The 11,627-nt window shown below is 66.8% G+C and carries 12 protein-coding genes and 1 tRNA gene; 6 read left to right on the top strand and 7 right to left on the bottom strand.

All coding sequences use genetic code 11. The annotated features are described in order from the left end of the window. Positions 1 to 182: 182 nt before the first annotated feature. The gene (locus J8I82_RS19675; RefSeq protein ID WP_209760445.1) at positions 183 to 1,112 is read right to left on the bottom strand and encodes a pirin family protein; all 930 of its coding nucleotides are present in this window, start codon (positions 1,110 to 1,112) and stop codon (positions 183 to 185) included. 676 nt (positions 1,113 to 1,788) lie between these two features. Between J8I82_RS19675 and J8I82_RS19670 the strand changes: the two genes are divergently transcribed. From J8I82_RS19670 to J8I82_RS19650, 5 genes are read left to right on the top strand one after another with little or no spacing between them, the layout of a single operon-like run. After that, complete coding sequence (locus tag J8I82_RS19670) at positions 1,789 to 2,505, top strand: ABC transporter permease (RefSeq protein WP_209760444.1); 717 nt, start codon at positions 1,789 to 1,791, stop codon at positions 2,503 to 2,505. 52 nt (positions 2,506 to 2,557) lie between these two features. Then, the gene (locus J8I82_RS19665) at positions 2,558 to 3,493 is read left to right on the top strand and encodes a glycine betaine ABC transporter substrate-binding protein (RefSeq protein WP_209760443.1); all 936 of its coding nucleotides are present in this window, start codon (positions 2,558 to 2,560) and stop codon (positions 3,491 to 3,493) included. A 15-nt stretch (positions 3,494 to 3,508) separates the two neighbouring features. After that, a complete protein-coding gene (locus J8I82_RS19660) occupies positions 3,509 to 4,159 on the top strand; it encodes an ABC transporter permease (protein ID WP_209760442.1) in 651 nt (216 codons plus the stop codon). Continuing rightward, entirely contained in the window at positions 4,156 to 5,331 is a 1,176-nt protein-coding gene (locus J8I82_RS19655; RefSeq protein ID WP_209760441.1) for an osmoprotectant ABC transporter ATP-binding protein OsmV, read from the top strand. The genes J8I82_RS19660 and J8I82_RS19655 overlap by 4 nt, the downstream gene beginning before the upstream one ends. Before the next feature lie 45 nt (positions 5,332 to 5,376). Then, positions 5,377 to 5,751: a hypothetical protein gene (locus J8I82_RS19650; protein ID WP_209760440.1), complete on the top strand. Its 375-nt coding sequence runs from the start codon at positions 5,377 to 5,379 to the stop codon at positions 5,749 to 5,751. A 43-nt stretch (positions 5,752 to 5,794) separates the two neighbouring features. On the opposite strand, the gene J8I82_RS19645 is transcribed toward J8I82_RS19650, so the two are convergent. Then, positions 5,795 to 5,884 (bottom strand) — tRNA-Ser (locus tag J8I82_RS19645). 297 nt (positions 5,885 to 6,181) lie between these two features. On the opposite strand from J8I82_RS19645, the gene J8I82_RS19640 reads away from it, so the two are divergent. Beyond that, complete coding sequence (locus J8I82_RS19640; protein ID WP_209760439.1) at positions 6,182 to 6,688, top strand: outer membrane lipoprotein; 507 nt, start codon at positions 6,182 to 6,184, stop codon at positions 6,686 to 6,688. A gap of 78 nt (positions 6,689 to 6,766) precedes the next feature. Here J8I82_RS19640 and hemW read toward each other — a convergent pair whose 3' ends face one another. From hemW to J8I82_RS19615, 5 genes are all read right to left on the bottom strand, one after another. Then, positions 6,767 to 8,011 carry a radical SAM family heme chaperone HemW gene (hemW, locus tag J8I82_RS19635; protein WP_209760438.1) on the bottom strand — a complete coding sequence of 415 codons (1,245 nt, stop codon included), beginning with the start codon at positions 8,009 to 8,011 and terminating at the stop codon, positions 6,767 to 6,769. Continuing rightward, positions 8,008 to 8,625 (bottom strand): RdgB/HAM1 family non-canonical purine NTP pyrophosphatase, encoded by a 618-nt coding sequence (rdgB, locus tag J8I82_RS19630; protein ID WP_209760437.1) that lies wholly within the window; start codon positions 8,623 to 8,625, stop codon positions 8,008 to 8,010. The genes hemW and rdgB overlap by 4 nt, the downstream gene beginning before the upstream one ends. Positions 8,626 to 8,639: 14 nt before the next feature. After that, positions 8,640 to 9,359: a ribonuclease PH gene (gene rph, locus J8I82_RS19625; RefSeq protein WP_209760436.1), complete on the bottom strand. Its 720-nt coding sequence runs from the start codon at positions 9,357 to 9,359 to the stop codon at positions 8,640 to 8,642. A 108-nt stretch (positions 9,360 to 9,467) separates the two neighbouring features. Continuing rightward, the gene (locus tag J8I82_RS19620) at positions 9,468 to 10,382 is read right to left on the bottom strand and encodes a PP2C family protein-serine/threonine phosphatase (RefSeq protein WP_029045631.1); all 915 of its coding nucleotides are present in this window, start codon (positions 10,380 to 10,382) and stop codon (positions 9,468 to 9,470) included. Positions 10,383 to 10,437: 55 nt separating this feature from the next. Then, positions 10,438 to 11,475, bottom strand: a complete 1,038-nt coding sequence (locus tag J8I82_RS19615) for a serine/threonine protein kinase (protein ID WP_209760435.1) — start codon at positions 11,473 to 11,475, stop codon at positions 10,438 to 10,440. Positions 11,476 to 11,627: the final 152 nt, after the last annotated feature.

Raw genomic sequence — 11,627 nt, 5'->3', positions numbered from 1 at the left:
CTTGCCGAAGCTGATGGGGTCAGGATTGCGAATGTTGTCGCCCCTCTCCCATTTATGGGAGAGGGGCGGGGGAGAGGGCGGGAGTGCCCACGTAGTGAGGGCCGTTGCTACTTGCCAGCGCCGGCCCTCTCCCCCAACCCCTCTCCCGCGCGCGGGAGAGGGGGAGCAAACCGGTAGGCGAATTACGCCCCAGAACCCGCCGCGATCGTCGCGAACCGCCCATCCCGGAAATCCGCCAGCGTCTGGTAGATCTGCTCCTGCGTGTTCATCACGAAGGGGCCGTACTGCGCAATCGGCTCGTTCAGCGGCTTGCCGGCGATCAGCAGGAAGCGCGCGTCCGCGTCAGCCCGCACCACCACGCCGTCGGCCGTGCCGGCATTGTCCAGCACGCCCATGCGCTGGGGCTCGACCACCGCGCGGTCATCGCCGTCGCCGATCGACACCTCGCCCTGATAGACGTACACAAAGGCGTTATGCCCGGCCGGCAGTGCCTGCGTGAACGCCTGTCCGGCCGGCAGGAGCACGTCGAGGTAGAGCGGCTCGGTCACCGGGCGCGTCACCGCGCCGGCCACGCCGTGGCTGGCACCTGCCAGTACGCGAACCGTTCCGCCATTGCCCAGCGCCACCGTCGGAATCTCGGCCGAGGGCATGTCGCGGTACCACGGCGCGGTCATCTTGTCCGCAGCCGGCAGGTTCAGCCAGAGCTGGAAGCCTTCCATGCGGCCGTCTTCCTGCTCGGGCATTTCCGAGTGCACCACGCCTGCGCCGGCCACCATCCACTGGGCGCCGCCGTTCTGCAGCAGGCCTTCGTTGCCGGCGCTGTCGCGATGGCGCATGCGGCCGGCCAGCATGTAGGTGATGGTCTCGAAGCCGCGGTGCGGGTGATCGGGGAAGCCGCCGACGTAGTCGTCCTTGCTGTCGGTACCGAAGGCATCGAGCATCAGGAACGGGTCCAGCCGGCGCTGCAGGTTCTGCGTCAGCACGCGGGTCAGCTTGACGCCGGCGCCGTCGGACGTGGCGATGCCCCGCACGACGCGGTCCACGGTGCGCGAGCGCTGCACGCTTTCCGCGGCGGTGGCGGGAACGGTGGTGAAGAGGCTACGGGTATCCATGTCTTTCTCCTGTGGGCGGGAGGCGTTGCGATCGTGCCGCGCGATCCCGTCGTTTCAGCTACCCCGTCAATTTAGTGGTTTGGCCGGGAAAGAGTAGAGGGCGGGAAGACAACAGATTGTTCCATCCATGGGTCGATGCTTTTGCACGCCGCTATCAAAATTGGAACGACGTGACGGCCGGCGCCAGCCCTTCAGACCGGTGCCGCCAACACCTCGCGGAAGCATAAAATTGCCGCAAAATCGGGGGTGGAAACCGGAAAGATGACAAGATCGAAGAAGATCGCTATAATAGCGCTCTCTTTGTCATCCGTTGATGTGAATTGCAAGGTGGTCGAACCCGCGCCAGCCCTTGCCAGTCAACGGCCGATGGATCGGCGGCGCGCCGAAAAACCTCAATACCTGCGCTGCCACTGGCCAACTGGTCGCCACGCCTATGCGTCGCCGGTTGCGCCGCTTCAGGGACTGCCCGGACACTGGCCGGCTTCCCGTCAATCGGGCTCCCCCGCCAATGCGGAAGGGCCCACAGACCGTCCGCCGGCAATCGTGCCGGTCATGGCGGCAATGCAATCTGAACCGGGCCGGTGGCGCCTCCATCTCCGCACCCACCAGCCCATATTGTTTTCCGCGATCGGGAAGTGGCGTCTTGCGCTCTTTTCGAGCCGCAGGAGGGGAGAGTATGTCAAAGCAATCGGCCCGGTCTTTCGCCTGGGCAGGACTGACGCTTGCCGCGATCGCCGCATTGGTCGCATGGATTGGCGTCGATGTGATTCAGAAATATCAGGAGCGCCTGATTTACGACGTCGCCGACCATTTGCGCCTGGTCGCGATCTCGATGGCGCTCGCGCTGGCCACCGGCATCCCGGCCGGCATCGCGCTGAGCCGCCCGTGCATGCGCCGCTGGGCCGACCGGCTGATGCAGGTCTTCAACGTCGGCAATACGGTGCCGTCGCTGGCGGTGCTGGCACTCGCGCTGGCAGTGCTCGGCATCGGCGAGCGCCCGGCGATCCTGGCGCTTTGGCTGGCTTCGCTGCTGCCGATCGTGCGCAACAGCTACGAGGGGCTGCGCAACGTCTCGCCCACGCTGCTCGAAGCGGCGCGCGGCATCGGCATGACGCCGGTGCAGCGGCTGGTGCGCGTGGAACTGCCGAACGCGCTGCCGGTGATGCTGGCCGGCATCCGCATCGCGCTGGTGATCAACGTCGGCACGGTGCCGCTGTCGTTCCTGATCGGCGCCAACAGCCTGGGCGAGCTGATCTTCCCGGGCATTTACCTGAACAACCAGCCGCTGCTGCTGCTGGGCGCGGCCGCCACCGCGCTGCTGGCACTGGCACTGGACGCGCTGTTCGCCGCTGCCGGCCAGATGTACCTGCGCCGCCGCGGGCTGGCGCGCTGAGGCGACGACCAAGGTTACCAAGGTTACCAAGAGGGCCGACATGAAAGACCCAATGCAATTCATCCGCCGCCGCGCGCGGCGCGCCGCGATGCTGGTGGCAGCCGTCACCGCGTTCGCGGCAGGGCTGGCACTGGCCACGGCGCCCGGAGCGCACGCCGCCGCTGCCGCCGCGGCACCGATCCGCGTAGGCGGGAAGAACTTTACCGAGCAGCTGCTGCTGTCGTCGATCACGTCGAAGTACCTGCGCGCCAAGGGCTTCACCACTGAGCTGACCGCCGGGCTGGGCAGCACGCTGATGCGCCAGGCCATGGAGAGCAACCAGCTCGACGTGGTCTGGGACTACACCGGCACCGCGCTGATCGTGTTCAACAAGGTCCAGGAAAAGCTGGGCGCGAAAGAAAGCTATGAGCGCGTCCGGCAGATGGACGGCGAGCGCGGGCTGGTGTGGCTGGATGCCTCCAACATCAACAACACCTACGCGCTGGCGATGCCGAAGGAACGCGCTGGCAAAGGCGTGACCACGCTGTCGGCGTTCGCCGAGCAGATGCGCAAGGCCGGCCCCGATGCCAGCCACCCGTTCGCGGTGGACATGGAATTCGCCGCGCGCCCGGACGGCCTGGAGCCGCTCAAGGCGCTGTACAAGCTGCCGTTCTCGCGCCGCGACGTGGTCCAGCTCGACCCGGGCCTGGTCTACACCGCCCTGAAGAACAACCAGGTCGAGCTGGGCCTGGTCTACGCCACGGATGGCCGCGTCAAGGGCTTCGACCTCGTGCTGCTGGAAGACGACCTGCATTTCTTCCCGCCATACAACGCGGTGCCGGTGGTGCGCAAGCCGGTGCTCGACAAGCATCCGGAACTGGCCGGCCTGCTCAATGCACTCGCTGCAAAGCTCGACAACGAGAGCATGACCGACATGAACTACAAGGTGGACATCGGCCAGCAGCCGGTGGACAAGGTCGCGGAGGACTTCCTGCGCAGCCACGACTGATCTGAGGATTTGCGAATGGACCTATTTGCTTACCTGCAACACAGCTGGCCCACGCTGCTGAAAATGACCGGCGAGCATCTCGCGCTGGTCGGCTCGGCGGTGGGGCTGGCGATCCTGATCGGGGTGCCGCTGGGCATCGTGATCACGCGCTTCCGCGCGCTGGCGACGCCGCTGCTGGCGCTGGCCACCATCGTGCTGACGCTGCCGTCGATCGCGCTGTTCGGGCTGATGATCCCGATTTTCGCGCGCTTCGGCCATGCGCTCGGCTACGTGCCGGCGGTGACGGCGGTGTTCCTGTACTCGTTGCTGCCGATCATGCGCAACACCTACACCGCGCTGGCCAATGTCGACCCCGGCATCCAGGAAGCGGGCCGCGGCATCGGCATGACCACCTGGCAGCGGATGCGGCTGGTCGACCTGCCGCTGGCGGTGCCGGTGATCCTTGGCGGGGTGCGTACCGCCGTGGTGATGAATATCGGGGTTGCCACCATTGCCGCCATCATCGGCGCGGGTGGCCTTGGGGTGCTGATCCTGCAGGCGATCAGCCAGAGCAACATGAGCAAGCTGGCCGTGGGCGCGGTCCTGGTCAGCCTGCTCGCCATCGTGGCGGACGCTTTCCTGCAGTGGTTGCAGCGGGCGCTGACGCCGAAGGGGATCCGTCTATGATCGAACTCGACCAACTCACCAAGTCCTTCCAGCAGAAAGACGGCACCGAAGTGCGTGCCGTCGATGCCGTGTCGCTGACGGTGCCGCGCGGCGAGATCTGCGTCTTCCTCGGCCCGTCGGGCTGCGGCAAGACCACCACGCTGAAGATGATCAACCGGCTGATCGAGCCGACCTCAGGCACGGTGCGCATCGAGGGCGAGGACACGCGCGGCATCGACGGCGTGACCCTGCGCCGCAAGATCGGCTACGTGATCCAGCAGATCGGCCTGTTCCCCAACATGACCATCGAAGAGAACATCATGGTCGTGCCACGCCTGCTCGGCTGGGACAAGAAGCAATGCCGCGAGCGCGCGCGCGAACTGATGGCGATGGTGCAGCTCGACCCCAACCTGATGCTCGGCCGCTACCCGCGCGAGCTGTCGGGCGGGCAGCAGCAGCGCATCGGCGTGATCCGCGCGCTGGCGGCCGATGCCCCGGTGCTGCTGATGGACGAGCCGTTTGGCGCGGTCGACCCGATCAACCGCGAGAGCATCCAGAACGAATTCCTGCAGATGCAGCGCCAGCTCGGCAAGACCGTGATCATGGTCTCGCACGATATCGACGAGGCGATCAAGCTGGCCGACAAGGTGGCCGTATTCCGCCGTGGCAAGCTGGTGCAGTTCGACCACCCCGACGCGCTGCTGGCGCACCCTGCCGATGAGTTCGTGCAGGCCTTCGTCGGCCACGACAACACGCTCAAGCGCCTGCTGCTGGTGCGCGCCGGCGACGCCGCCACCATGCCGCCGAGCTGCCACCCCGGCATGCCGCTGGCAGAGGCGCTGGGCGTGATGGACGATGCCGACGTGCGCCACCTGCCGGTGGTGGACGAGGCGCAGCGTGCAGTCGGCTACGTCACGCGCCGCGACGCGCGCTCGGGCAAGGGCGTGTGCAGCGAGGTGATGCGCCAGTTCGCGGTGACCGCGGCGTTCGACGAGCACCTGCGCATCGTGCTGTCGCGCATGTACCAGCACAACACCAGCTGGCTGCCGGTGATGGGCGCCGACGGCGACTACCTGGGCGAAGTGACGCAGGAATCGATCGCCGGCTATCTCAGCTCTGGCCGATCGCGCGGCGAGTCGGCGCTGGCAATGCCCGCGGCTGCCGCGCCTGCGCCGTTGCGCGCGGCGGCCTGAGAACACGGCAAGGCAGGGCGCGGGCATCCGGGCTATGCTTGACGCATGCTCCGCTACTGCCGCTCCCCGCTTTGCCTGGTCGTCGAAACCCGCTGGCTGATTCCGCGCGGGTTTGACGGCTTTACGCCAGGCCCGCTGATCCTTCTGCGGCCCGGCGCCAGTGAAGCGCTGATCGAACACGAAAAAGTCCACGTGCGCCAGTTCTGGCGCAGCTGGGGGCTGATGGGTGTGCTCTATCTCGCCAGCCGGCGCTGGCGGCTGCGCTATGAGGTGGAGGCGTATCGGGAGCAGTTGCGGTACAGCGACCCGGAATCGGCACACGCCTTTGCGCGCGTGCTGGCGCAGAAGTACCGGCTGAAGGTTTCAGAGGCTGAAGCCTACCGGCTGCTGATGCAGTGTCCGGAAGCCACTTCCCAATAACAACGGCCCGCACCGGTTGCCCGGTGCGGGCCGGCTTGCTGTCTGGCGGAAGCGGTGAGATTCGAACTCACGGATGGGTCACCCCATCGGCAGTTTTCAAGACTGCTGCCTTAAACCACTCGGCCACGCTTCCGGAAAGTGCGGGCATTGTAGCGCGAAAGGACGGTCCTTCGGCGCCTCGTTGCCATCGACCTGACGGTCAGGCCGCGCATTATACAAGGCCCGCGTGCAACGGGGTGGTCTTGCAGCGCGGCAACACTGCATGCGTAAGCTTCCTGCCACACCGCTGCCCGCGGTTGTCGGCGTCTGTCTGACACAGCGGAACCTTCACATGGGCCCGCCGCTCATATTGGAGTGCACGGGATCGCGGCGTGTGCCGCCGGTGTGTGCCCCGATCCCTGCTTCAACTGGCAACAGAGGAGAACTCAATATGCGAATGCAAAGCAAGAAATGGCTGATCCTGCCGGCAGCTACTGCGGTGGCGGTGCTGGCTGGTTGTGCCGCGCCGTATAACGGCGGTTACAGCAATACCGGATACAACACGGCGCCGCCTCCGGGCTACCAGACGCCCAACACCTCGCAGGCGCCGGCCGGTTCGGTGTACTACGGCCGCGTGGAATCGATCGAGCCGATCACCTCCACGCAGGGCAGTTCGGGCCTGCTCGGCACCGTCATCGGCGGTGCGGCCGGCGGCCTGCTGGGCCACCAGATCGGCGGCGGGCGCGGGCAGACCGCGGCCACCATCGGCGGTGCCGTGGTCGGCGCGGTGGCGGGTAACCAGATCGAGAAGCGCGCGGGCAGCAATACGCAGAACGCGTATCGCGTCAACGTGCGCCTGGACGATGGACGCGTCGCCACCGTGACGCAGTCGAACCTGGGCAACCTGCAGGTCGGCATGCGCGCACGCGTGGCCAACGATATGGCGACGCCGTACTGACGCTGACTCCTGTCCGGAACGGCAAAGGCCACGCGATTGCGTGGCCTTTGTCTTTTGTGACGCCTCTGCGTCCAAAACTCAGTCCTTCAGGAACATCTCCTGCAGGTCATTCAGGAAGCGCCGCCCCAGTTCCGTCGGGCGGATGGTCGTCAGGTCGGCTTCCAGCAGTCCCTTCTTTTCCGCGTCGGCGAGTTGCTTGCTGATGGTGTGCAACGGCAGCCCGGTGTAGTCGTGGAAGCTCGCTGCGGGCACGCCCTCGGTGAGGCGCAGCGCATTGAGCATGAACTCGAACGGCAACTCGTCGGCGCTCACGTCGCGCGCTTCCTGCACGGCATTGCCGGCAAGCGCCTGCGCCATGTAGGTAGCGGGATGCTTGTGCCGCATCTGGCGCAGGATGCGGTGCGGGAACGACAGCTTGCCATGCGCGCCCGCGCCGATGCCCAGGTAATCGCCGAAACGCCAGTAGTTGAGGTTATGGCGCGCCTCGCGATGCGGCTTCGCATAGGCCGACGTCTCGTAGTGGCGATAGCCCGCCGCGGCCGTGCGTGCCTCGATCAGGTCCTGCATCTCGTATGCGCTGTCGTCGTCCGGCAGCGCGGGCGGGAATTTGGCGAACAGCGTGTTCGGCTCCAGCGTCAGGTGATACAGCGACAGGTGCGTGGTGCCGTACGACAGCGCGGTTTCCAGGTCCTGCCGGCATTCTTCCGGCGTCTGTCCAGGCAGGGCGTACATCACATCGAGGTTGATATTGTCGAAGCTCGCCTGCGCAATATCGATCGCCTTGCGCGCCTCGGCGCTGCCATGGATGCGGCCGAGCGCCTGCAGGTGCCGGTCGTTGAAGCTCTGGATGCCGATCGACAGCCGGTTGATGCCGCTGGCGCGATAGCTGGCGAACTTGCCGGACTCGAAGGTGCCGGGATTGGCCTCCATCGTGATCTCCGCGTCGGCATCGAGGGGCAGCAAGGCGCGGATATCGGACAGCAGCCGGTCCATGCCGCCGGCCGACAGCAGGCTGGGCGTGCCGCCGCCGATAAAGACGGTATGCACGGGGCGGCCCCACACCAGCGGCAGCGATTGCTCCAGGTCGGCGCGCAGCGCGTCCAGGTAGATCTCTTCCGGGATCTCATGGTTGTCGGCGCCCGGCGCCGCGTGCGAATTGAAATCGCAATACGGGCACTTGCGCACGCACCACGGGATATGCACGTACAGCGACAGCGGCGGCGATCCCGGCAGGCTGATCTGCCCGGGCTTGAGCCAAAGCTGCTTGCTGTCGACGGGAGAAGCGGCGGACGGCGCGCTGCCGGCCGGTACGATCGGGATCATCGGCCGTTGCGCTGCGCGGCGTCGGCTTGCAGCCTGGCCACCAGCGCACGCAGTGCCTGCGCGCGGTGGCTGACCGCGTTCTTCTCTTCCGCCGACAGCTCGGCGGCGGTCTTGCCCAGCCCCGGCAGCAGGAAATGCGGATCGTAGCCAAAGCCGCCCGCGCCGCGGGGCGCGTCGACGACCTCGCCATGCCACACGCCTTCGGCGATCAGCGGGCAGGGGTCCTCGGCATGGAGCACGAACACCAGCACGCAGTAGTAGTGCGCATGGCGGTCCAGCTTGCCGGCCAGTTGCGACACCAGGTGCGCGTTGTTGGCCGCATCCGACCTGGGCTTGCCGGCCATCTGCGCATAGCGCGCCGAATAGACGCCGGGCGCGCCGCCGAGCGCGCGCGCGCTGATGCCGGAATCATCGGCCAGCGCGGGCAGGCCGGACAGCCGGCTGGCGTGGCGCGCCTTGGCCAGGGCGTTTTCGACAAAGGTGACGAAGGGCTCTTCGGCCTCCGGGATGCCCAGGTCGCCTTGCGGCACTACGTCGAAGCCGAGCGGTGCCAGCAGCGTGCCGAACTCGCGCAGCTTGCCGGGATTGTTGGAGGCCAGTACCAGTCGTTGCATGGTCGGATCCTGCGTCAGGCCAGGCCGAGCGCTTCGCGCTGGTGCTGCACCAGGCGGGCGATGCCGGCTTCCGTCAGGCGCGTCATGGCGTCGAGGTCGGCGCGGCTGAAAGGCGCGCCTTCGGCAGTGCCCTGCACCTCGACAAAGCCGCCGCTGCCGGTCATGACCACGTTCATGTCGGTGTCGCAGCTGCTGTCCTCGGCGTAGTCCAGGTCGAGCACCGGCACGCCCTCGACCATGCCGACCGAGACCGCGGCCACGTGGTCGCGGATCGGGCTGCCGGCGATCAGGCCATCGCGCAGCATGGTGGTGACCGCGTCGTGCGCGGCGACAAAGGCGCCGGTGATGGCCGCGGTGCGGGTGCCGCCGTCGGCCTGCAGCACGTCGCAGTCGAGGTGGATGGTGTATTCGCCCAGCGCCGCCAGGTCGAACACCGAGCGCATGGCGCGGCCGATCAGGCGCTGGATTTCCTGGGTGCGGCCGGTTTGCTTGCCGCGCGCGGCCTCACGGTCCGAGCGCGTGTGCGTGGCGCGGGGCAGCATGCCGTACTCGGCCGTGACCCAGCCTTCGCCGCTGCCCTTCTTGTGCGGTGGCACCTTGGCGAGCACGCTGGCGGTGCACAGCACCTTGGTATCGCCAAAGGCACAGAGGACGGAACCCTCGGCGTGGCGGGTGTAGTGGCGGGTAAGGCTGATGGAACGCAGCGCATCGGCTGCGCGGCCGCTGGGTCGCATGGAATGTTCGGGTCGGAATCGGGGGAGAAACCGCGATTCTACCGCCGCCGGCCCGCGCGCGCTGCATACGGGCGCGCGGCGAAGGACAAAGGCCGGCGGCGAACCAGGTCAGCGCATCAGGTTGCTGGTCTTGTCGATGGCGGCGCGGATCTCGGCGATCGAGCGCTCGATCTCTTCCTCGGACAGCAGGTCGCTGTCCGTGCCGGTGCGGTCCAGGATCGACGTGGTGAACGCGTTCAGCGGCAGCGTATCGGTCATCACCGAATCCGGCCCGGTGGCGTTGTTGTCGAGCTCCCACATCATGGCGATGCCGGTGGTGTTGTCGGCACCTTCGCCGGCGTTCTGCAGCGCCAGCTCGATCAGCGCCGGCACCGCCTGCACCACCGACAGCCGCGACAGCTTGTCGACCAGCGCCTGCTCGTCCAGCGGCCCCCACAGGCCGTCGGAGCAGAGCAAGGCGACATCGCCGGGCTCCAGCCGCACCGGGCCGCCCAGGTCGATCAGCGGCAGGTTGGGCGAACCCAGGCAGTTGTAGAGCTTGTTGCGCTCGGGGTGGTTGGCCACGTGCATCGGCAGCACGCGTTCCTGCTGCAGCAGGTTCTCGATCTTGGAATGGTCGCGCGTGCGCGTCAGCAGGCGGCCCTTGCGCAACAGGTAGTAGCGCGAATCGCCGGCATGGGCCCAGTAAACCTGGCCGTGCTGGACCAGGCAGCAGACCACCGTGGTGCGCGGCACGTCGGCCATGCGGTTGGCTTCCGCGTAGCGGTGGATCTCGCGGTGCGCCAGCATGATGGTGTCCTGCAGGAACTCCGCGGGGTTTCGTATCGCCGGGCGCGCCTGGGTCTGGAACTGCCGCGCGAGCGTCTGCAGCGCCTGCTGCGCCGCGACTTCGCCGTGCGCGTGGCCGCCGAGCCCGTCGGCCAGCACCATCAGCAACGCGTCGCGCGTGAAGCAATAGCCCATGCGGTCCTGGTTGACGCGGCGGCCGCCTTTCCTGCTTTCCTGGTAGACAGAGAATCGCATGTTGGCTTCGGAAATTCAGTAAGGTCACCGCGCCCCGATGGGCGCGATTTGTGATTTATTCTACGCTCGCGCCGGAGGTCGGCTCGTCACGGCGGCGCAGCAGCGTAAGGAAGCGCGAAGCGGGAGCGGGGCGCTCGGCAGGGGCCGGCGGCGCAGCCGCCAGCAGCGACTGCTCGCTCAGCGCGTTGGTCTGCTCGCGCAGTTCCTTCTGCAGCCGGAACACGCTCTGCGGCCGCTCAGACGGCGCCAGCCGCAGGCACCATTCGACCAGGTCGACCATGCCGTTGGTATAGCTGCTGCGCAGCCGCACCAGCGCCTCGCCCATGCGGTCTTCCTTCTCGCGCTGGTTGGCTTCCTGCGGCGGCATGCCGGCCATGCAGGCATAGAGCGTGGCCCCCAGGCTGTAGATGTCGGTCCAGGGGCCCAGGTCGGAATGCTTGCCGTACAGTTCGGGCGCGGCGAAGCCGGGCGTGTACATCGGCTGGAAGCGCGCCGCTTCCATGGTCAGCGTCTGCCGCGCGGCGCCGAAATCCAGCAGGATCGGCGACTCGTCCTCGCGCAGGTAGATGTTGCCGGGCTTGATGTCCAGGTGCAGCAGCTTGTGGATATGGACTTCACGCAGGCCGCTCATCAGGTCGTGGAAGACCTTGCGCATGAAATGCTCGCGCAGCACCTTGGCGCGGCCTTGCTGCCGGGCCGCCAGCACGTGCTCCTGCAGCGTCTTGCCCAGCTCGTAGTTCATCACCATGTAGACCGTGGCGTTCTCGCGGAAGAAATTCACCACGCGCACCACGCTGGGATGGGAAATGCGGGCCAGCGAGCGGCCTTCTTCAAAGAAGTATTTGAGGCCGAGGCGGAACGCCGCGGCGTTTTCCTCGGGCACCACGGGGATCAGTTCGCCCGGGTTGCGCCGTGCCAGCGACGACGGCAGATACTCCTTGATTGCGACCGGTGCGCCGGTTTCATCGGTGGCCAGGTAGACGAAACTGAACCCCCCGCTGGCCAACTTCTTTACAATACGATAGTTGGACAACAGCGTGCCGACGGGCAGCGGTGCACTCTTCGGTTGTGTCGTGCCCTTGGACTCTGTCATGGGAATAGGGGCCGGATTTGCCTCCGCGGATTTGCCAACGGATTGTCCGGGCTAATCGGTCACTTGTAAAGAACACAAATACGGGCATTGTTGCCCTCCTTTCAACGTTTTGAGAGCGCTCCCGGATCCGGTTGCGGGAGGCTCGAGGAGGG

This window comes from Cupriavidus consociatus, assembly GCF_017814975.1.
GTDB lineage: Bacteria > Pseudomonadota > Gammaproteobacteria > Burkholderiales > Burkholderiaceae > Cupriavidus > Cupriavidus consociatus.
The sequence above is the reverse complement of the archived record's forward strand: the minus strand, read 5'-3'. Positions and strand labels throughout refer to the sequence as shown.